The sequence below is a fragment of the Euryarchaeota archaeon genome (genome assembly GCA_016207515.1).
Lineage (GTDB): Archaea > Thermoplasmatota > SW-10-69-26 > JACQPN01 > JACQPN01 > JACQPN01.
In genome coordinates this window covers 84,753-105,823 of sequence record JACQPN010000020.1, presented here as the reverse complement: position 1 = coordinate 105,823, position 21,071 = coordinate 84,753, and the positions used below count along the sequence as shown (strand labels likewise).

Annotated in this window: 21 protein-coding genes; 8 read left to right on the top strand and 13 right to left on the bottom strand. The window is 61.1% G+C overall.

The window, feature by feature from the left end; all coding sequences use genetic code 11:
- Positions 1-1,484: 1,484 nt before the first annotated feature.
- Both HY556_08575 and HY556_08570 read left to right on the top strand, forming a co-directional pair.
- Positions 1,485-1,670 carry a hypothetical protein gene (locus tag HY556_08575; GenBank protein MBI4393831.1) on the top strand — a complete coding sequence of 62 codons (186 nt, stop codon included), beginning with the start codon at positions 1,485-1,487 and terminating at the stop codon, positions 1,668-1,670.
- Complete coding sequence (locus tag HY556_08570; GenBank protein ID MBI4393830.1) at positions 1,667-2,008, top strand: hypothetical protein; 342 nt, start codon at positions 1,667-1,669, stop codon at positions 2,006-2,008. The genes HY556_08575 and HY556_08570 overlap by 4 nt, the downstream gene beginning before the upstream one ends.
- A gap of 37 nt (positions 2,009-2,045) precedes the next feature.
- Here the strand turns inward: HY556_08570 and HY556_08565 are convergent, their stop codons facing one another.
- From HY556_08565 to HY556_08555, 3 genes are all read right to left on the bottom strand, one after another.
- Complete coding sequence (locus tag HY556_08565) at positions 2,046-2,816, bottom strand: TraB/GumN family protein (protein ID MBI4393829.1); 771 nt, start codon at positions 2,814-2,816, stop codon at positions 2,046-2,048.
- Between the two features lie 7 nt (positions 2,817-2,823).
- Positions 2,824-4,482 carry a radical SAM protein gene (locus HY556_08560; GenBank protein ID MBI4393828.1) on the bottom strand — a complete coding sequence of 553 codons (1,659 nt, stop codon included), beginning with the start codon at positions 4,480-4,482 and terminating at the stop codon, positions 2,824-2,826.
- Positions 4,483-4,578: 96 nt separating this feature from the next.
- Positions 4,579-5,598, bottom strand: coding sequence for a sodium:calcium antiporter (locus HY556_08555; GenBank protein ID MBI4393827.1), 1,020 nt, complete (start codon positions 5,596-5,598; stop codon positions 4,579-4,581).
- 110 nt (positions 5,599-5,708) lie between these two features.
- Between HY556_08555 and HY556_08550 the strand changes: the two genes are divergently transcribed.
- Positions 5,709-6,440: an FHA domain-containing protein gene (locus tag HY556_08550; GenBank protein ID MBI4393826.1), complete on the top strand. Its 732-nt coding sequence runs from the start codon at positions 5,709-5,711 to the stop codon at positions 6,438-6,440.
- A 2-nt stretch (positions 6,441-6,442) separates the two neighbouring features.
- Positions 6,443-8,446 carry a serine/threonine protein kinase gene (locus HY556_08545; GenBank protein ID MBI4393825.1) on the top strand — a complete coding sequence of 668 codons (2,004 nt, stop codon included), beginning with the start codon at positions 6,443-6,445 and terminating at the stop codon, positions 8,444-8,446.
- Between the two features lie 20 nt (positions 8,447-8,466).
- Here the strand turns inward: HY556_08545 and HY556_08540 are convergent, their stop codons facing one another.
- From HY556_08540 to xseA, 3 genes are all read right to left on the bottom strand, one after another.
- Positions 8,467-8,853, bottom strand: a complete 387-nt coding sequence (locus HY556_08540) for a VOC family protein (protein MBI4393824.1) — start codon at positions 8,851-8,853, stop codon at positions 8,467-8,469.
- Positions 8,854-9,176: 323 nt separating this feature from the next.
- On the bottom strand, positions 9,177-9,401 hold the full coding sequence (locus HY556_08535) for an exodeoxyribonuclease VII small subunit (protein ID MBI4393823.1): 225 nt from the start codon (positions 9,399-9,401) through the stop codon (positions 9,177-9,179).
- Positions 9,398-10,732, bottom strand: coding sequence for an exodeoxyribonuclease VII large subunit (gene xseA / locus HY556_08530; protein ID MBI4393822.1), 1,335 nt, complete (start codon positions 10,730-10,732; stop codon positions 9,398-9,400). The genes HY556_08535 and xseA overlap by 4 nt, the downstream gene beginning before the upstream one ends.
- 124 nt (positions 10,733-10,856) lie before the next feature.
- On the opposite strand from xseA, the gene HY556_08525 reads away from it, so the two are divergent.
- Positions 10,857-11,426 (top strand): hypothetical protein, encoded by a 570-nt coding sequence (locus tag HY556_08525; protein ID MBI4393821.1) that lies wholly within the window; start codon positions 10,857-10,859, stop codon positions 11,424-11,426.
- Positions 11,427-11,509: 83 nt separating this feature from the next.
- Here the strand turns inward: HY556_08525 and HY556_08520 are convergent, their stop codons facing one another.
- The 5 genes from HY556_08520 to HY556_08500 form a co-directional block, all read right to left on the bottom strand.
- Positions 11,510-12,244 (bottom strand): hypothetical protein, encoded by a 735-nt coding sequence (locus HY556_08520; protein ID MBI4393820.1) that lies wholly within the window; start codon positions 12,242-12,244, stop codon positions 11,510-11,512.
- A gap of 171 nt (positions 12,245-12,415) precedes the next feature.
- Positions 12,416-12,856 carry a HEPN domain-containing protein gene (locus HY556_08515; protein MBI4393819.1) on the bottom strand — a complete coding sequence of 147 codons (441 nt, stop codon included), beginning with the start codon at positions 12,854-12,856 and terminating at the stop codon, positions 12,416-12,418.
- Complete coding sequence (locus HY556_08510) at positions 12,853-13,446, bottom strand: nucleotidyltransferase domain-containing protein (protein MBI4393818.1); 594 nt, start codon at positions 13,444-13,446, stop codon at positions 12,853-12,855. The genes HY556_08515 and HY556_08510 overlap by 4 nt, the downstream gene beginning before the upstream one ends.
- A 100-nt stretch (positions 13,447-13,546) precedes the next feature.
- On the bottom strand, positions 13,547-14,611 hold the full coding sequence (locus HY556_08505; GenBank protein ID MBI4393817.1) for an mRNA surveillance protein pelota: 1,065 nt from the start codon (positions 14,609-14,611) through the stop codon (positions 13,547-13,549).
- Complete coding sequence (locus HY556_08500; GenBank protein MBI4393816.1) at positions 14,608-16,731, bottom strand: NFACT family protein; 2,124 nt, start codon at positions 16,729-16,731, stop codon at positions 14,608-14,610. The genes HY556_08505 and HY556_08500 overlap by 4 nt, the downstream gene beginning before the upstream one ends.
- Positions 16,732-17,118: 387 nt before the next feature.
- Here HY556_08500 and HY556_08495 point away from each other — a divergent pair, with 387 nt between their 5' ends.
- From HY556_08495 to HY556_08485, 3 genes are all read left to right on the top strand, one after another.
- Positions 17,119-18,060: a hypothetical protein gene (locus tag HY556_08495; protein MBI4393815.1), complete on the top strand. Its 942-nt coding sequence runs from the start codon at positions 17,119-17,121 to the stop codon at positions 18,058-18,060.
- Positions 18,061-18,244: 184 nt separating this feature from the next.
- A complete protein-coding gene (locus tag HY556_08490; GenBank protein MBI4393814.1) occupies positions 18,245-18,454 on the top strand; it encodes a hypothetical protein in 210 nt (69 codons plus the stop codon).
- Between the two features lie 59 nt (positions 18,455-18,513).
- Entirely contained in the window at positions 18,514-18,720 is a 207-nt protein-coding gene (locus HY556_08485; protein ID MBI4393813.1) for a type II toxin-antitoxin system RelE/ParE family toxin, read from the top strand.
- Between the two features lie 3 nt (positions 18,721-18,723).
- Here the strand turns inward: HY556_08485 and HY556_08480 are convergent, their stop codons facing one another.
- Together HY556_08480 and HY556_08475 are read right to left on the bottom strand one after the other, a co-directional pair.
- Positions 18,724-19,161 (bottom strand): hypothetical protein, encoded by a 438-nt coding sequence (locus tag HY556_08480; GenBank protein MBI4393812.1) that lies wholly within the window; start codon positions 19,159-19,161, stop codon positions 18,724-18,726.
- Between the two features lie 83 nt (positions 19,162-19,244).
- Positions 19,245-20,942 carry a protein kinase gene (locus HY556_08475; protein MBI4393811.1) on the bottom strand — a complete coding sequence of 566 codons (1,698 nt, stop codon included), beginning with the start codon at positions 20,940-20,942 and terminating at the stop codon, positions 19,245-19,247.
- Between the last annotated feature and the right edge of the window lie 129 nt (positions 20,943-21,071).

Genomic DNA, 21,071 nt, shown 5'->3' with positions numbered 1-21,071 from the left:
CAAGGGAGACAGCTACCGATTGAAGCAGAAGAGGCGGGCCGGAATCATGATTCCCGGCGCGCCGGGTGACAGGAAAACGTAATATGGGACTGGGCACTTTTCAAATGGCGATTCTGGGCACTTTTGGGCCGGCGCTTACACTCCAACACATCGTAGTTCTACACGACGCTTTCCGCACCGCCAATTGCGGAATTTTGCGACCTCCACATTCCCCCGATTGAGTCTTCATTGTTACCCAAGGGCATTGCAGATCTTTCCACCTTGATCTCTTTTCTTGCCCCTTCGTCGATCAATTGCTCCATGCCTACCGGTGTCTCCGAGGGCAGAAAGAAATGCCATGTCGGGCGAGCAAACAAGGCGAAATGCGTCTATTCCGCCAATTATTCAAGACCCGCAGGTCAATCGGCACGTGCATTTGGTGTTGCATGGCTTCAGTTACTCGATGCCCGCGCGTCGTCGGAATACGACAACTGGCCGACAAACTTTCTTCCGTGAGTCGTTTTCCGGCATTTAGCGGCACGGCCCTCTCCGAGGCCCTGTCCGGCCTTTGCCCCAAACCTCTTTCCGGAAGGACGCGAAGAAGGGTCCAACCGCCCCCCACGAACACTTGATGCGCCCAAATCCGCACATGCCTCAGCTTGAGCTTTGGTATGCTGAGGCCGTGGTTGTAAAGGTCAGCTTACGAAATTCCTTATCCGGATTCTCACCAAGGGTCCGGCATGAAAACAGTACATTCCTCGTTGAACCACACCAGGCACAGCCTGCTTCCGCACACGCCCACCGGACAGTTTTCCCCGACACTACATGCGGCATCCACCAAACCCGAGCACCAACCAAAGGGTCCCGCTTGTACCTGACCTTCCGCGGCGGCGGTTGGCAACGACCCCATCACGAGTGCCAGCATAATCAGTCCAATCCAGGTGTTATTCATAGTTTCAAAATCCTGCCCATGGCTATTCAGGGCGGTGGGGCATGCGTTCGCGGCCATATAGGCTTTGGTACCTAAAGGCTCGACCATTGTACGGAATCAGTGCGCGATTCGAAGAGTGAATGGTGGCGTTGAGCGTTATGAGGAGAGCCGTCCGCGCCGTACCCGTTGCGACGTGATTGATCATCATACTGGCCCGCGCGTCATGACTCTTTAGGGACGCCACAAGGCCAGTCGGTACGCGATTTTAGGGGGAATCCCAAATCACCGGGCACTTCGTAATAGAACTGGACGCCCACGATATGATTTCGAAAAGCTCAATTGGAGGAAACGCTGAGACCGCTCATGTGCAAATTTCTTCGAGCATGAAAGGCATTTGTAACCACCGATTGTGAGACGGCCTATGAACACGAAAAACAATCATCCGCGGTTTCGGATTTGTTGTGAATCACGTCTTACTCAGCCTAGGTCCCCGCCCACTTTCACGCAAGCCCCCGAGGACCGCCTTCTCAAACGTGCCTTCACCAAACACCGTGCCCGAGGCGTTCCGGGCCTTATGAACATCGCGACGTCGATTCTGGTCGTCCATGAGGACGCATCGCAAAAGGGGCACAGCGCGAACAAGGACAGCGTCATGTACTGGGCAGTCGACTCGACGAACGTCCTCGCGGCGTTCGGTCTCGACGACATCCCGGACGATTTCGACCTTGAGGACAAGAACGACCTGAGGGCGATACGATGATCGAGACCCCCAAGAAGATCGCGGCAAGGTTGAAAAGTCAAGAGGCCGCGGCAAACGAAGCCGATGAGCCGGCATTCGAGGTCGTCAAGGACGCTCAGACACTTGATATCAAGCAGCCGCCCCGCGGCGATGCGCCGCCCCCTAGGACCCTCCCTTCGCCCCACGAGAAGCTGTTCGACGACGCGCTTTCGATGACCGTGAACAGGAACCTCGACGACGTCGCGACGCTACTCCAATGGGCAAGGGAAGCGGCGACGCCGGTGGAGAAGTTGAAGCACGTGAAGAGGGCGAATGAACTGCTTACGGATGTGAAGGATAGTCTGGAAGAACTGCGGTGAGTGCCCTATATTGTACGTCGCTTCGCATGATTCGGCGTCATTTCTCCCAATTCTTCGCGCCAACGGAATAGCTCACCGTCACCGTCCCTCCCGCGGGCCGTCTCAACTGCTTAAGCCTCACCACGTCCGCCGTCAATCCCTCGCGTTCGAGTTCCGCCTTGAGGCCCGCGACGTGGCCGTCGCCCACCACGGCGACTATGCGTTCGTACTCCATCGAGAGCTTCCGTAGCGCGTGGGCCATGTGACGGTTCCTGTCGTCGATGAGGACGCGCTTCACCGTCGGGAACTCCTTCCCCACCTCTTCGATGACACCCTCGGCATCGTCTTCCAGTTGTTCTACTTGCGATTCCACCTGTTTTCGCGTCGTGAATATCCCGGCGAAGATAGAGAAGAAGAGGCGCATGCGTTCCATGAAACCCATCGACTTCCACAAGCGTTGGAACACGACCTGCGCATCGGCGTCGATGAGCGCGACGGCCGCGCCGATCGTTTTCGCGGTCTCGGCGGCGGCGACCATCTCGCCCCCGACGGTCGTTCCGAACCCCTTCGCGAGCCTCTCCTGGAAGTCCGCCAGCAGGCGGTACGTGAGGGGTGCGTCGCGCTTCGATACCTCGTCCTTCTTCGAGGTGAGCGCTTCGAAACGACGCTGGTCGAGTTCGAGAGCCACGAGGTGCGGCTGTCGGATGCTGATCTCGTAGGTGAGCCGGTCCTTGAGATCGAAGACGTGGCCCGTGCCGATTATCGTGATTGACGGTCGTCGGGCGTCGTCACCGGTCCTTGAAAGCGCTTGCTCGTCTATCGTTCCCATTCTGCACCTAATCGAGGCTCAAGTATCTCTCCACGGGTCGAAGCGCTTCCGGTTCGTCGAGCGCCGAGTACATCTCCTGGAGCGAGCCGAACGGGCGCTTCACCACGAGACGCGTCGCGCGTTTCTTACCGACCCCGGGAAGCGCCGACAATTCGCGTATGGACGCCTTGTTCACGGCGACGGGGATCGAGATGCCCGTTATGGACCGCTGTCCGTGGTCGGTCACCAATATGTCCGTGAACCGGTTCAACTCGACGGGGTATTCGAGACCGACGAGGAGTGGATAGGTGCCGATCTGCCGGCCGAACGTGTACCCGCCGTCGCGCACCTCCATGAAGACGTCCTTGAGCACGGTCCCGACCGGGACGACGCGCTTCAACATCTCGTGGTCGATCTCATCGCGGACACGGGCCTTGAAGGCATGGTACTCGCGGTCGTGCGTGTCCGCTTCGCCGGTGAACGTCAAGACCTTGCGGATGTTGATGCGGCGCACGACGAGTCCGTCTTTCATGAGGGACTTCAGGAAACCAAGGTTCAATTCGAAGGTCTTCGGCGTCTCGCCGGCAAGCCCGGCAAGGAAATTGATGCCGGGGAGGAACTTCGGCATACCGTTGGCACCACGCTCTCCCGAGGCCTCGTTGAGGATACGGATGGCGGTCATCACTTCCTCGACGCTGGCGTTCAGATTGTTCGCTTCCTTCACGGCCGGGTCCGCGGTCTCAAGGCCGAAGGCCGCGATGTTCCCGGCGGTGCAATACTCGCCTACGACCTTCGCTATCTCGAACGCCTCCTTCGGATGCGCGGCCATGATGGCGGGGTCCACGTTGTCGATGCAGAGGACTTGGAGACGTGGGCAACGCTCACGGATGCCAGCGAGGAGTTCCCTGATTGCGCCGGGGTTCAACTTCGGCGTCTGCGTCTTTCCGACGCCTTCGGAGTGATACGAGAAGAAACATGCTTGGCCGCCGATGCGCAGGTTCACGACACCGGCATCATGGAGCGCCCCGCATTCGTCGATGACGTCGATTATCGGGCGAAAGAGGGGCTTGCCTTCCTTCGGTTCCATGCAAAAAGAGCAGCCGCCGCTGATGTAACGGACGCAACCCTTGTAGGTGTCTATCTCGGCGATGAGCGGGTTCGGATAGTCGGGCGCCTGCCTTGCGATGGGAGCGCCGAGTATCGACCATCGCCGCCATTCTTCGTGCGTCCGGCGTCGTTGCGTCGCGTGGCCGGAGTCCAAAAGATCGTAGAGTAGCGCGTCCGCGTCCAACCGGGCGACGTGGGTGAAGACGCTCTTCAACACCTCCTTGCCGACGGTCTCTTTCCCGCCCCCGCGGCCGAAACCGTAAAGCGCCGACGCGCCGGCGAGGATGACGTCGCCCCGGAAGTGCGAAGCAACGTCGGTCGCTTCCCGGTACGACATCGGCGTCGCGCGAAGGTACTTCCCCGGCACCATGGCGCCAGAGACCATCACCATGAGGTCGGCCTTGTCGATGAGTTCCCGGCGTGGGCTACGCTGCCGCCATTCGTCGATGGTGATGTAATCGCAATCGTGGCCGAGCTCCTTGGCGACGCCGTTCACGTAACGGGCGTGTGGAGAGAGGTACGGCGGGACCCCTAGGCAGGCGGGTTCATCGACATAACCGTCAAACACCAGGATCCGCATCGGAGGTTCACGAGTTTCACCGCCACCATCTTGGCGGAGCCGTCGCGAGTAGACGCCCTTCGCCTTTAACCTTTGGTCAAGTTCCGGCCCGTCCACTTAAAAGAAGTGGGGAAAATAGGTTGAATACACGTAATCGACGACGAGGTAGACGAAGAAGAGGGAAACGAGCACAGTACCCTCCCGCCTCGACACCTTCGCGCCCGTTATCATGAACCAGACGAGAAGGATCGTCGAAAGCACCATGAATGCCAGCGCCGGCACGAGCCGCGTGAGGTCGTAACTCGACGGATACACCACTCCCATGAGGCCGAGGTTGAGGATGATGCTGAAGATGTTCGCCCCGATTCCGAGACCCAGCGCCATGTCAGCGTGGCCGCGCGTGGTCGAATGGTACACGGCGGCCATGTCGGGAAGGCTCGTACCGATCGCGAAGAGGGTCGCGCCGATGAACCATGGCGAAATCCCGAGGAGGGTCGCGGTCGTGACTCCTCCACGGATCACGACCTCCGCGCCTATGAACGCGAGTGCCAGGCCAACGACGAACCACTGGGGCCCGACCCGTAGCGTTATGCGGCGGTCAAAGAGCCTGCCCATCACCTTCAACTCCACTTCGATATCGCGAAGCGTCAACCGCAGTTCCTCCGCTGGCACCGTCTGCCTGGCGGTGAGCAGGTTGACCACGTATGGAACGAACATCACAAGGAGAACTATGCCGTCGAACCTGGTCAGATCGCCGTCTAGTAGCAACGCCGTCGCGATGAAGGTGAATGTGAGAAGGAAAACGGCGTCGCGCAAGATCACCTCGCGACTCACACGCAAGGGCGACAACACCGCCGAAACGCCCACGAGGAAACTGATGGTCACTATGTTGCTCACCAAGGCGTTTGCCATCGCCAAATCGTTGTTTCCGTCCCGCAGGGCCAAGAGGGAGACAAGGATCTCTGGAAGAACGGACAAGCCAGAGACTAGGAACATCCCGACGATGAACATGGATTGCCCGGTCTTCTTCGAGAAGAGCGTCGCGTAATCCGTGATGAATTTGGCGCCCTCATTGAGAAGCAAGAGGCCCACGGCCGAAATGCCGAGCCAGAAGACGACGTCCGTGAAGACGGCCACGCTTGGCGCAGCTTGCCGGGCACCATTACCTTTTCGCATTTAAGGCGCGGCTTTGTTGTAACCAGGGTTCAAGCGCAACCATTTTCAGATAGAGGAGGAATCCGAACCCGATGCAAGGGGAAGAGGCGGGGCGGGCACAGGACTTTCCACAGGGGCAGGAGGCCGATGCACGACCCGCGCGACCGACCGGCTACGAGGACCTTGCGCGAGCCCTCGAAGCGCTCTCCAACCCTGTCCGGATAGGGCTCCTTCACAAGCTCGGCACGCCGTCGTTCATGCCGGACCTTGCGACCGAATTCGGGATGACGAGACAGGCCTTGAAAAAGCACCTCGACGAGCTCGAGGAGATGGGACTCGTGCTCGCGAGGCAATCGCGGCGAGGCGTCTTACGCGCCACCGAATACTGTGCCAATCCTGCCGGCCTTTTCGCCTTGAAAGAGAGCATCCTTTCCTTGGCCGTCACGACCGACCCCGCAAGCCTTCCGCCCGCGGCGACGCTGCCTAGTGTTGCCCGCAAACCGTCGACACTCGCCTCCGGGCCCGGGCTCCTCCTTATCCACGGTGACACACCGGGCCGATGGTTCGGCCTCGGCGGGAAAGTGAGCTTCATCCTCGGCCGCGACGCGAAGGCCGACGTCTCGCTCGCCTACGACGCGTTCGCAAGCGCTCGGCATGCGATGCTGCGGAAGGGGTCGAACGGGTGGACGCTCACGGACCTACGCTCGACGAATGGCACACGAGTCAACTTCCAGCCCGTCCCCACGGGCGAGACGGTTGGCATTGCGCACGGCGACCTTTTGACCGTGGGCAAGAGCCACCTCTTGATCCGGGACGGGATCTGAGTTTGGCAATCCCCGGGCTGGGTTTCGCTGCGAACGTCGCGCTCGGCGGCTTCCTGGTGATCCTCGGTGCAATGGTGTTGAGAAAGAGCCCGGATCGCGCGGGCCGCACACCTCTCGGTCTCTACTTGGGATTGGTTGGGGTGAACTACCTTCTCGACGGCGCGGCCCATACGCCGTTCTTCGACAAGCCGACGGCAGACCTCATCCGCTTCGCAGGCTTGGTCCCGGTCTTCATCGACCCGCCGATGCTGCTTCTGTTCGCTCTGGCGCTACGCCCCGGCGGCTACAAGACGAAGGAGGCGGCGGCGATATTCGCGTTCCCCGTGGCGATGCTCGGCCTTTTCGCGCTTCTTCCGCCGTCCTCCGCCTACATGGCGGCGTGGGATTGGCGTTGGCTCTACACCATGGAACTCGGTGCGTATTATATCGGGGCCTTCGTCCTCCTCGTCTCATCCTACCTCTGGGAGCGTCGTACCTTGCAGCGCGACCGTCTTGGCGCTCTCGTCGTCGCGTTCGGTGTGGTCGTCCTCCCCCGCATCCCGCTCTTGACCGTGGATTTCTCGGGAACGCCTGCCACCACCGCCCGCCTCCCGGAAGCGAATTCCATCCCGTTCCTCATCGGCGGACTCGTGGTCGTCGCGCTGGTTGCTTGGGGCTTCGCGAGATCGCGCGTATTGCCGGCCAACCGGCTGCACTTCGAGGAGACGACGCGCTCGCTCGGCGAGTTGCTCGTGGTCGTGATGGGTGCCTGGGCATTGTTCCTCGTGCCCCCGTTCCAGGAAGCCGCATTCACGCTCCTCTACTCGGGCCGCTGGTTCCTCTTCGTGCCAGTGCTCGCTTCCGCGATACGGCGATACGATCTTCTCGACATGCCGGAAGGGGCGGCAAGGAATCTTGGCGGCGCGTTCCAGTTGGCCATCCTCGCGCTCGCGGTAGCGCTCATCGCCGTCCTCCTCTCCGACATCCAGGGTGCCACATTGGAGACGTCGCTTCTTGGCAGCGTCGCGGTGGTCGCCGTCTGTGGTGCCGTGTATTCGGCGCTCCACCGGAGCTCCCCTTCCGGCGCTTCGGAAGTCGGGTGGAGAAAACAGACCATCTACAGGGCGCATGTGGAACTCGGGAAGGACGACGCGGAGCTAGAGGACCTTCGTTTACGGCTCGGCGTCTCCGAGAGACAAGCGAAGAATATCCGGGCATTGGTCGAGATGGAGCGGGCCGCGGCGGACCGCGGCCAGTCGAGCACCATCATCGAGGGGGCGACTTTCCTCGGCAGGTTCGAGATCCAACAGTTCCTCGGAGCCGGTGCCTTCGGTCGGACGTTCACCGCCTTCGACCGCGTCTCCGGCGAGCACGTCGTCGTGAAGGAGCTACTCGCCGAATGGCGTAGCGACCCGGAGGCGCTCGAACGGTTCCGTCGCGAGGCCGAGACGCTTCTCACGGTGGAACACCCGAACCTCGTCGCCTTCAAGGGGCTTGAGAGGACGCCGTCAGGCCATATCCTCGTCCTTGGATACGTGAAGGGGGAGACGCTGCGGACGCGGTTCAAACGAGGGCGGCTCACGTCGGCGGAGACGACGCGACTGGGAACGGATCTTCTCGCCGGACTCGACGCCCTCCACAGGCACGGGATCTTCCACCGCGACGTCAAACCCGACAACGTGATGCTGACGCCCGAGGGTAATGCGGTGTTGCTCGACTTCGGGACGGTCACCCGCCGCTCCGAGGGGACCCGCCTCGCCGGCGATACCCAACCGGGAACACTCAAGTACATGAGCCCGGAGCAGGCCGCGGGGGAGAACGTCGATGCACGTAGCGACGTCTATTCCGCGGCCGTCACCCTTTGGGAAGCCTTATCCGGCGCCGTGCCCCCGAACGGGAACGTTCCAGAAGAATGGCAGGCGACACTTAAGCGCGCCTTGGAACCCGACCCCCAAGGCCGCTACGCGAGCGCAGAAGATTTCGCGAGGGCTATCATCCTGACCACGCGGCCGCGTAGCGCCAAGTGACGACGCCGTCGGATGCGGTCTCATTCCTGGAGAAACGTGATGGTGTACCCGTCGGGATCGTTCATGGTGAACGCCGTCCCGTACGACCGTTTCTCCAGCGGCGCCTCGATGGTCGCCCCGATCTTCTTCGCGAGGTGGTGATGCTTCTCGGCGTCCGGGACGGAGAAGTAAACGACGACGCCGGCCCCGAGCGGGGTCGCCACCCACTCGCGGAAGGACCTCTCGTCGTTTGACGGTATGTGGCCGAGGGAGAGTTCCGCGCCGTCGAGCTCGAGATCCGCATAGGCCGTGTACTTCCCATTGCGGCTCGGATGCTTCTTCACCGTCGTGAACCCGAGGCCTTCATAGAAACGGATGGATCGATCTATGTCAATGACGTTCAGGAAGACGCTGGTCTTCGAAGACATGCGTTCGGCAGGCTCATCCTTGAGCTTAAAGGTGTCCGCCGTCAAGACGCCGCATCCCCAACGATGAGAGCCGGGTCGACGCGTGAGACCAGCACAATGAAACCGTTCCGACACCGTGACGGCGCCTCGCAACCACCACGTTGCAACCCGGATTGGGTCGCTGACATACCGATAAACATCATGCCGGCCACTCGTGTACCATCTTGCGACGGGGGCTTCCACCTAACGCTTCAAGCCTCCAAGACTACGTAGTGGGAGACGGACCCACAACCGTCTTTCTGCAGCCTTCCGGGAGGCGGCCCCCGCGCAAGTCATCTTGGGCCCTATCGCTCGACGCCTTCCGCGTCCACGACATCGCCGTTGTCCAAGAGTTCCTTCAACCTCGTCTCCGCCTCGTCGAGGCGCAGACGGCAGGCCTTCGCCATCGAGACGCCCTCCTCGTACTTGGACAACGACTGTTCGAGCGTGAGTTCACCGGCCTCCAACTCGTCCACAATCGCCTCCAAGCGCTTGATCGCTTCCTCGAACGTCACTTCGCTTTTCTTCATGCCAAACGCCTCTTCTTCGTCACCTTCGTCGCGATCTCCCCATCCTTCACGCGGACGGTGAGCGGTTCCCCTTCCGCCACACCCGCGATGCTAGCTACGGCCGCGCCGCGTCCGTCGAACGCAAGAGCGTAACCGCGCGCCAGGGTCTTCAACGGCGAGAGCGATTCAAGCACACCGCTCGCCTTCGCGAGACGACCCGCTGCGACCTCGTGACGCACACGTCCCGAATACGAGAGCCGCCCCCAGAACTCGTCCACGCGTTGCCTGGCCTCCATGATGATGCGTTCGGGATTGCGAAGCACCGGACGCATGAGAAGCCCGTCGAGCCGCTCCCGGGAGACGCCGATCGCCTTCGAGAGTGCCCGTGAAAGATGGAGCTCGGCGCCCCGTGTCCGACGGAGGAGCTCGACGTTGTCCGGAACGGCCAATTGCGCCGCACCCGTAGGCGTCGGCGCCCGCACGTCCGCGACGAAATCCGCGATCGTGAAATCGCTCTCGTGACCGACGGCCGAGATCACGGGGATACTGGAGGCCGCGATCGCCCTCGCGACGATCTCCTCGTTGAACGCCCAAAGGTCCTCGATGGATCCACCGCCACGGCCCACGATGAGCACGTCCACGGGTCGCTTTTCATTGAATAACCGGATCGCGTCCGCGACTTCCCTCGCGGCGCCCTCGCCCTGTACGCGCACGGATTTGAGGATCACCTGCGTCTGCGGCCGCCGCTTCGAGATGGTCTTCAACATGTCCTGTATGGCGGCGCCCTTCTTCGCCGTGACGATGCCGACCGTCGCGGGAATCTCCGGCAACGGTTTTTTCCTCTCCTGGGCGAAGAGCCCCTCCGCCTCCAACTTCGCGTGCAACTGCTTGAATCGGAGGAAAAGCTCACCGAGCCCCTCGGGCCGCATCTCGATGACGTTCACCTGGTACTTGCCGCCGCTCTCGTACACGACCACGGCGCCCCGAACGAGCACGGATTGGCCGTCCTTGGGGTCGAACTTCAAGGAACGGACCTGGCCGCGCCACATCACGGCCGGCACCTGCGAAGACGTGTCTTTCAACGTGAAGTACGCGTGACCGCTCGGGTAGAGTCTGAAGTTCGATATCTCGCCCTTGACCCAGATGTCGCGTAGATGCGGTGCCTTCTCCACGAGTTCCTTCAGGCGTTGGTTGAGGCCGGTGACGGTGAAGAACTCTGGTGAGCGCTCTTCCTTGGCGCCGAAGCTTGAGAGGCGTCGTTGCGATGCGTCGCGCCAACCGGGGCCCGGCCCATTCTCGGCGTCGTCGCCATTCGCGGGCGATCTGGGATCCCCGGATTCCTCGTCTCTCACGTCTCGCTAGAATGCTTATAGGCTATTTGGGGTTTCTTCGGGGACGGGTGGGCGAATCAAGCCTCCCATCGCGCCCGATCCGGGACGTACATGTGGGCGCATCGGTCGATCGGAGAAGGGACCCTTGGAGACGACGGCGGACCATCTTGGGGAAAAAACGGTCGCTCGGGAGTCTACGCGCGCGTGGACCTACATCGTCTGGGGCATGGCACTTTCACTCATCCACCTCTCATACGCGCTGTCGACTGTGACCGGCCCCGACCCCTTTCCACTTCCCTTCCTTTGGGCACCGGCCTTCATCGTCGCGACACTTCTCTCTTTCGGCCTCGAGCTCGGCCGCCAAGGACGGCCCCAAATGAGACGCCCCTCCTCCGTCAAGATGGGGCTCATTGCGGGAACGACCGCCGGCCTCGCCTTCATCCTCCTCGGATACGCCGTGGGCTTCCAGACATTCGGTGCCATCCCCACCGCGATCGTCGCGGGGTTCCTCATCGGTGTCGACAGAAGCGCTCCCGACGCGGGGCGGAGTTGGTATGCGAAAGGGAACCTGGCCACCGCAGCGTCGTTGCTCGCTTTGCGCGTGGATCCCCTCTACGCGGGCGCCGTGATGGCGCTCACGAGCGGAATAGGACTCTTGATGCTCGGAGCGTACAAGTTGAACCTCAATGTAGCGGCCGAAGGGGAGCCCCCATGAATCGGTGCTGACACGTGGCAACGCCGATACCTAAGAAGATGACTCCCAACGTGGCAGTAAATCCTACGCCGGCGATCCTCAAGTCATTTTCTCGAACGGAGCCTGCTCACGGTCCCCACGGAAAGGAACGTGACCAGCAACCCCATCGACGCTAGAGGCCACGGGAAACCTGGATCCACCGCCCCCGCCGGGCCCGAGAGATGGACGCTACGCATGACGGACGCCCTGTAATGGTGGACCGTCACCGTGAGGCTCCAATCGTTCCCCTTGTCGACCGTGTTGTCGGAGCTTCCGGTGGCAACGAGCGTCAATCGGGCCTTCCACGTGCCTGACCCCACCGTCGACGAACGAGCCTTGAGCTCCGCTTCAAATGCCGCGCCTTCTGAATCAGTCTCGAAGTCGTCAGGGACGCGAGACATCGTGGGACTGTTCCTGAAGATCAACCCGTCGTGGGATTCACGCGCCTCCATCATGCGGCCATCGGCCATCACCGGCTGGAGACGGAAAGTGTCGAGCGCAGTGACGCCTAGCTCGTCGTCCGTCTCGCCCCAAGTGAGGAGGAAGTCCACGCGAGTGACGTTGTTCTCGTCGATCCGGAACGGGACATCGCGGGACTCGCCCCCATTGAGGTGACCATTGAGCTTGATGACACGAGTCTCCTTCACGAAACTGACGACATAAGACTCCTGCGACAGGATCGAGATCGGGTCGCCGGCCCTGCTGTCTTCCGGTTGTGCGGCGGCGACAAACGTGGAAAACAGCAGGGCCAGGACCGAAAACATCGGGAACCACAGGACGAAGAACCGCCGCGAGACCACGCACCAACCTTGGAGCGGCGACTACATGACCTCTCGCGGGGGGAAACAGGGAGATGGGGGTGAAGGGGACATGGGGACCTCTCAGACCAAGTTTTATGGGAAAACGGGAGCACTCTATTCGACCCGTGGCTCACCTCAGCGAACCCCCTCGGCCGGCCCCTGAGTCCGTCGTCAATCCACGACGGCCCATCCGAGTCTTTCCGCGAGTCCTTTGATCGCCGCGCTCGCCCTTTCCATCTGCTCCACGGCCCGCTCAGCCTCGGTTCTTGTGAGGAGTCTCGCCTCGTATTGTGAGAGGCTTTTCATCCCGAGGAGATTCTCAAGATGGCGGGCGATTCCGTCCCGCGCTTTCACGTCCATCTCGGTGACGGTCGCGAGGAGCGTCAATGCTTCGTGATGGCTCTCGCTGGCGCTACGGACGCCGAGGTAGTGCACACATACGGCATCGGTCATGTTCACGACGGCATTGATGGCGTTCGATGCCGCTGGGTCGTACTCGCCCGATTCGAGGCATTGTCGCGCGCCACGGGCGAAGCGAGCGCCCTTTTTCCAGTACGTGATGGCGTGGTGGCGGCCTTCGGAGCGGGTGCGGCCGCCCGCTCTCGGGTTCAGAAGAGGTCCTCCAGATCGGCGTGAGAGAGCCTTCGTCCTTCGCGACGCACGTTCTCAAGGAGCGATGAACGGCTCTTTTCCTTTGCCTCCCTGGCACCGAGGGCTATGATATCGATCTTGGAGGGAATGATCTTCGAAACCGCCTCGCGCACACGGTGCATCGCCTCGTCCGCTTCACCTTGCGTCTGGGCCACGATCAGGAGGTCGATGTCACTCTGGCGTTTGGCGTCTGATCGCGCGGTGCTCCCGAAGAGATAGCAGACCACGCCTTTGGGCAGGGCCTCGGCAACGCAGCGCGAAACTGAGCGCAGGGTCTCGCGCTCACCGTCGAAGAATGCGACAAGCGTTTTAGTCACGGTGAGGTCGGAGCGCATGCGGATCGCGTTGGCGCCTCCAAGCCGCCGGAACTCCAAGATGCCTTCATCGCGCAACGCCTTCAGCGCCAGATTCACCGTGTTCGGGCTCATGTCCAAAGCGCGCGCTATCTCACCGCCGGTCCTCGCGGTCGCGATATCGCTTGCAAGGAGCCGAAGTATCCGCACTTTGGCTCGGGTGCCGAGAAGCGCCTCAGACCATGTAATAGGATGCATGTCCTACTATTAGGATGAACATCCTACTATTTATGGTGGTCGATGGTGGCCAACGAGCCAGCCATGGGAACTGCGCTCTCACCGGTCTCGATGCAAACGATCACGATTCTGCGCGTCCCTGCAACCTGTACCTCAAGAAAGCCCCGCATCCTCCCAAGCTCCCGAACTTCCTCCCGCTCTCGTGTTCGCTGCTGATGATCTTCACGTCCGCTCCCGACTGTTTCGCGAGTAGCATGAGTCCTTCGCCTTGGTGCTCTCTCACGAACTTGTCCGATATGAGGAGTGTTTCAACCGCTCCCGCTTGAAGCGCGATACGCGTCTCGGCCTCCCCGTAGGCGGCGGGTCCTGCGACGGCGATCGCTTCGAGGAGCTTTTCCACAAGTTGCGTTTCAAACGCGACGCGATTGTCCTTCTGGACACGAGCGACCACGCCGCGCTTTATCGACTCCTGTACACCGGTCATGCCGGCGTGGCCGGTGTTCTCGATGATCGCGCCGGAGAAGAGGGCGGGCTCTTTTTCCTTGCCGAACTTCATGAATTCCTCTTTCGCGAAACCGGGCCCGATGAGGATGAGCGGTGTCTCCGGCGATTTGAGGTCTCGCACCCATTGGAGGACTTCGAGGAAGAACTTCTCCTTCTCAGCCTCGCGCCCGGGGTGCTGCTTGCCGCCGACGCGGCCCGAGAGGCTGTTCACTTCGCGGACCCCGTACTGGCGCATGACGGCGAGCGTCGCCTCCCCATCCTCCATCGCGAGGAACACGACGGACGGGCGTTTCGCGCTTGTCACCGCCTCTTTCACGCGCATGAGCTGATGCTCCTTCCAGCCCGCGGGCTTCACGATGGTGATTTCGTCGTTCTCCTCCACGTTGAACGTGTGGAAGGCGCCGTGATCCTGCGGGCCTTCGACGATGGCCCCAGTGACACGTAGGCGGTTGGCGAATTCGTGGAACTCCACGGTCTCGGCCGTGAGGGTCAAGAGCATGCGCTTCTTCTCCGCCCTCTCGGCGCGAGCACTCTCATCCGCCGTGAGCTCGATACGCCTGAAGGTGAGCATCTTCACATGGTCGCCTTTCTCGATTATCTGGAATAGGTGCCAAAGGTCGTCGAGGCTGTCGACCTTGACCTTGAGTTCTTCATTCCTAGCGTCCTGATGGATGACCTTCATTCATCCGCCCCAGGATCGATGCCCACGTGGCCGTCGCCACCCTTCCTCTTCCCGTCGTCGCCGCGCCGTGCCGCACGTTCGTCCTCGCCATCCTCGTGGCCTTCATCGTCGGCCTCGCCGCGCTTATCGTTCTCGTCGTCTGCGCCGCGCTCCAACCCCACACGTTCCACGATGCGCACGGGACCGGGTGGAAGCGCCGCTTGGACCTCCTCGACGGGGACATTGAAGACGTCGCCGAGTTCCGACGCAAGCTTTCCGAGGTTCTCCTCGCCCGGTTCCATTACGACGTACTTCGTCGACCGGAAAGCGACGGCGGAGACGGGACCGCCCATGACTTTGCGGGTCCCCTCCACTTCCACTTCACCGATCGCGCACTTCATCGGGCATTGGACGTAATTCCGTTTTCCACGGATGATGAACGCACCGCGTCCCACGTATTCCCCAGGGGCCGGCGTCTTCGACACCTGCTCGGGCGTCACCCAATAAGCATCCGTCGAACCGACGCGCTGTGCCCATGCCTTTGAATTGATGGCGGCGAATCGGCATGCCTCGGCGAGCGTCGGTTCCGGGACCGAATCCTCGCCATCCTTCCTCTTGACGACGACGGACGAAGCGCCTTGAACGTCCGCATGCGCGTACCGATCCCCCTCGACGAGGTGCTTCTTGACGAGCTTCTCGTTCGAACCAGCGTCGCGCCCCGCCAACACGAGGTTCCCGTCGCTTGAGACGAACCACTTGTACGTGTCGAACCAGAGTTTCTTCGTGGGCTTCGGTCTTCCTTTTTTTCGTGCGATGGAGTCGGCGAGTTTGATGCCCTGTTTCTCCAGCTTCGAAAGAGCCGCCTTCGCCTCGGAAAGCGGCACCTGTGCGCCCGCTTCCTTCTCCTTCATCGTCTTTGCCTTGGCGTAATAGTCCTGCGAATTCTCCGCCAACGTCTTCGAGACGTCGACTTTCACCTTGACGGATCTACCAGACGGATCCGGGAGAAGGAGGAAGGCACTCCCGGTCGAGCCGTCGAGTGCCCCGATTTGGGTCGCGAGGGCATCCCCGTCCTCGCGCTGTTTGGCGAGCACCGCCTCATACTCCCGCCAGCCCACGTCGCGCGTCCCTTGCTTGAGTCTTTTCAAAAGCGCCTCGACAAGCTCATAGTTCGCGAAGAAAAGGTCTCCAGACTCTCTCGCCTCGACACCCTCGCGTTTGAACCCGAGGACCGACTCCTCCGTGATCCTGATCTGTCGTTCTAACCGCTCCTTTTCCGCCTTCAGCTCAAGCTCTCGTGGGTCGAGCTCCGGTTTCGGCTCAAATATCTTCTCAAGCGCCGCCGAGAGCGACGTCACGGGTTCTTTCTCGAATTGTGCGTGGACCATGAGGTCCAATGGGGCGACTTCCACGATGCGGCCGTCCTTGTGGTAGGTGTGTGGGCTCAAGTCTGAGGTCTTTAGTCGACTAAGGATCTCTAACAGGGCGTCGACGAAACGCGACCGCTCTTCGGGGGAGAGTTCCGACACTGCCATCCCCTTCGTAATACCCGCCCGCTTGCAGATCTCTTCACCGTACAGTCCGCCGAGATTGAGATCGAGCGCGGCGGCGCGCACGACGTCATGTTTCGACGCGTCCAAACGGATCATGATCTCCTCGCGCTTCGCAGTGAGGAGGTTGAACCGTGGGGGCGGGAATTCGTACTTCTCCCCGGAACGGATCTCGCGCGCCGCCCATGAACGCGTGGACAGTGGCTGGATGATGATGTCGCCTTTCACGAGGACGACGTTTCCGTCCCGGAACAGCTCGGCAACGACGCGGTACCGGTCATCGCCCTTCGTGAAACTCAATTCGATGACTCGGTCGAAGCCGCGCTGCGACGCGCCCGAAAGGCGCGAGCCCGATAGATGTGACCGTATGGTCGCGGCGAAACGTGACGGTTCGGTCGGCATCTCCCGGTCTGTCGCCGAAAAGAAAATCGCTTTGCCCGGCTGGATGACGATGTCTTTCTTGCCTTGTCCCCTCATACGGAGGATTATCTCCGACGTCGTCTGGTAGGCCTTGTCGAACCATGCGCCGTTCAAGGCATCGAGTTCGAGCGCCACGGCGGCGACGTCGAAGGAGGTCATTTCCTTCTTCATGGATGCGGCGACATGGGGTCGGGGAGCATTAAAGATGCACGCTTCGCCGCACCTGGACGAACGCAAACCTCTATCATGCCTGCCAATGATCGATTCCTCGTGACCGCCAAGGTATGCGCCGTTGTTTCGTGGCTCCTGCTGGCGACGGGGGCGGGCTGCTTGACGGCCGTCCTGCCGGGGTGTGATTCGGGCGATGGGTCGGCCCAACGAATTCTCGTAACTGTGTCATCCGGGCTACGTGCGCCTCATCCCATGACATTTCGTGGAGAGGTAAGATGCGCAGTCTCTGTCGACGGCACAATTGAGGCCCAGGGGGAGTCGGTTTCTTTTTTGCGCCACCCGCTCGGCCATGTACGCCCCAGGCATTATGAGCCACACGTCGTTTTCGTGGGCGCGACGGGTACGTTCGTCGGCCCCGATGGCGTGCGAACCAGCTTCGTCAACTCGAACCTCTCGTCCGACGTAGACCATACCTGGGCCTTTGGTTTTGAACTGATTCTCGAAGGCGCACAAGTCCAATTCCGCACATCCGAAAACGGGTTCAGTTCCTCGGCTTATAGCGACGGCGCCCGGAATCCGAATGTCTTCAAGTTCAGGCTCTTGGAACCAACAGAAATCGACCGTGTTCGACTGAATTCGACCGGAGATATTGGGACGGCGATGGTAGAGACCGTCCAAGGGCTGGTGTGGCTGGATGGCGATCTTAAGGTCGCCACGGACTACGCGTTCTTGTCGACGTTTTCGACGATTTCCACCTGGGGGGCTAAAGACGGTTGGAGTCTCCGTGATCAACCAGTGTCGGGTGACCTATATGTTGAAGGGCGCGGCACCGGCTGGATTAACGCATCGAAAGTGACGTTGGACGTGGCCGCGGTGCAGGTAGGCGGAGATACCCTTCCATCGTTCGAAATCTCTGCTGAACTTCTGCTGGTGAACGCCACGTCACCGCTCGTCCTTCAAGGCTGTTCGGTGAATACTTTCTGGGTCACGTTACGGGAAACGTCGGGGGCTGGTGGGCAAACGGTTGAACTTCGCGGACCGGCGGTTCCCGAACAAGTGACGATGTCGCTGGGCCCGTGGTACAACGAATCGTTAGCACTTTCTCGTTCGCCCGAACCCGTAATCGACGCGGGAAGCGCCGTGTCCAAATATGGCCTAGCGTACGTGCGGCTGGAGCCAAGCCAGGAAAGGTACGGAGTATTCCAGGTTTTTCATCGTTTCCACCCTGGGAATTACAGCTTCAACTTCACCGTGCACCCGAGACTAGGCGCGGAATTTGATTTTCGATTGCCCTTTCAATCGACAGAGGGAACTTGCGAGTGGAATTAGCACGGTCCCGCATCATGAATCGTCGGATCCCCGCCATTGGATACACATGACCGGCGCATTGGACGACACATGGAAGACAGGATCATAGGATTCGGGCATGCGTACCGCCGACTTGACACCGTCCGCCAGTTTCGGCGACCTGGCCACGACATGACTTGTCCCATGGCCGACACCCTTATGGGCCATGAAAGCCATGGAATCCATGGGGTCCATGGACACGACGATCTCGGTGAAGCCCACGACGCGCGACATGCTGAAAAGATTCGGCTCCAAAGGAGAGTCGTACGACGACATCATCCGCCGCCTCATCCAGGACGCGGGTTGGAAAAAGCTTGACGCCCGTTGGAACAAGATCCTCGAAGAGGACGAATTCATCCCTCTCGAGGACCTTTGATGTACCGCGTCCTCGTGTCGCGAACCTTCGAAAAACAGTTTGGTCGGCTGCCCGCAATCGTGCAACGAAACATCCGCAAGGCTCTCGTCCAACTCGCCGACGACCCGTTGACATCGCGCCCCGGTGTCGATGTCAAGCGGTTGCAAGCGACAAAACCACCAAAGAACCGCCTACGCGCGGGCCGCTATCGCGTCGTTTATGTCGTCGCGGGAAAGGAAGTCAGGGTACTCGAAGTGTTCGCAAGGGAAAAAGGTTACACGGAATGATGGTCAGCGGTCATCCTCGTGGATGGGCGCATCATCGTCGTCGAACTTCACATCCTTGTGCGCCTGACTTCCCCGCCACTCCTCGCCGCGCGCTGCGGCGCCCACCCAATCGATCGTGTTCAACGGGACGAGGTCGTCACCCTCATGCTTCAATGCCCCCGCTGAAACCGCCCAAACCTTGTCTGCTTTCTCGATGATGATCATCTCGCCGTCGATCTTCACGGTCTCACCCACCTCGTTGCCGTTCTCGTCGAGGACCCGACGATCTATGAGGTCGAGATGTTCCGGAGGAGTCACCGCCGGAGCGCCGCTCATGATGGCTGAGCCCGCGCCTCCAGACGTTTGCGTCCAATCCTTGCGGACGGTCAAGACAACGTACGCCGTCAGGAGAATCGCCGACAGGACGTAGAACCCCACGAAGAGCGTCAGGTCGTCGGCCACGTTTCCCCAATCGATTGCCCATTACTTAACCGTTGGTCGACGCTTCCCCGGACCGTCCCCTCAAACCGCGCCAGCACACGGCATCAGCCTTTGGCCGCCGCCATCAGCGCCTCGCGCATGGCCGCAGCGGTCTGGAACCGTTCTCCCGGCGACTTTGCAAGCGCCGTCCTGATGACGCCCTCGTACTGCCAAGGGATGCCGTCCGCGGGGAGTCTTGGCAGCGCTTCCTGTATCAACTGGCGCGCCTTGAAATCCGACTGCCCTTCGAGGGCGAGATAGTGGTCGCCTGTTAGGGCCCGGTACAGGATGGCACCCACCGCGTAGATATCCGTCCGGGCGTCCACGGGATCGCCCCGGGCCTGTTCCGGGCTCATGTATAGGATGGTGCCCGAGAACGCCATCGTGCCGGCTGTCACCGTTGAGCCCTGGCCGCTCGCTTCTATCCGGGCGATGCCAAAATCGGAGACTTTTGCGACACCGTTCGGCGTGAGAAGGATGTTCGCCGGCTTGAGATCACGGTGGACGATTCCGGCCGCGTGGATAGCGCCGAGTCCGGCGAGGACATCCGCCACGATGCGGACGGATTCCTCCGGCGTGAGCCGGTTGCGGGTCTCCAAGACGTCGTCAAGACTTCCTCCCTGGACGTACTCCATCAAGAGCACGGGGGGCTCTTCTTCCGTGATTATCTCATGGACGGCGACGACGTTCGGGTGCTGGACGCGGGCGGCAAGCCTTGCCTCGCGCATGAACCGAGAGTTCACGGCGTCCGAGGCGGAAAGCCAACCCACCACAGGCTGTTTCAGCACGACGAGGCGATCGAGCGCCACGTCGCGGGCGAGAAACGCCTTCCCCGACCCGCCGGCACCGAGTTCGCGTTCTATCCTGAAACGGTCGCGATACGACGTCTTGGACGACGTCTCCGGGGCGGGCCGCACTGGCCACGCACCAGGGGCCGCCGCCGGCGGGTCCGATCTTACCGATTCGTGGCGTCGTTCATGGGTTTGAGGCGCCTCCGCTACCAATGCCGAGTATACGGAGACTGTCAGCACGCCCGCCGCCGGGTAGATCGCCATTGCCGGGACAAAGGCGCTGATGAGTTGCGGCAACAAACCGTTCGGCGATGATAGGAGCGCTGCAAACACGATGGAAGGAATGCTGACCAAACCCATGGCCAAGAAAACACTCCACCAACTTCCGCGCATGAGTTGTTGGCTTCTGGGTATTGCGCGGTTTCCTGACGCGTCTTCGGACAAGATGACGGCATCCGCGAGCATCCAACGCACGCCCAGGTACACCGTGACCAAGAAGAGGGCGAAGCCGGCGATGAACGCCGCTCCGCCCGATAGTCCTGAAACGAAGGTCGGAATGAAATCGACAAAGAGGTTGAGGGCGACCAACGTCCCGCATGCTTCACGTGCCTTGGAGAGCCGGGGGCCGACGAACGCGAGGGTTTCCTTGACCGATGGATGCTCGCCCCTTCTGATGGCCAACGCGTAGGCGGTGGCCATGATGGCCGCAAAGAAGAGAAGACACGCCTTTATCAAAACGAATGCCAGATCGACTATCGTAAGCTGAGCGTCCGGGTCGGAGTCGACGGTGCCCGAAGCGGCGGCACCCGCTGGGTTCCATGGCCGCGCGCTGCCAAGACCGGGATCCATGGTGGAGGCGACGAGCGCGTACAGTATGAGTGTCGGTCCCACGTGCTCGGCGAAGCCCACAAAATGCGAAGCAGCCGTCGAGAGCGCGTTCATTCCCACGGAAACGGATCGTATCCTCCCCACGCGCCAAGACCGCCGAGCGACAATAGTAGGTAAGGCACAAAAGTCTTGCCGAGGAAGGCGCGCCGCGGATTCGATAGGATCCGACGACACTGACATAGTCCACCGGCGCGCGCCGTAGGGAATCCAAGT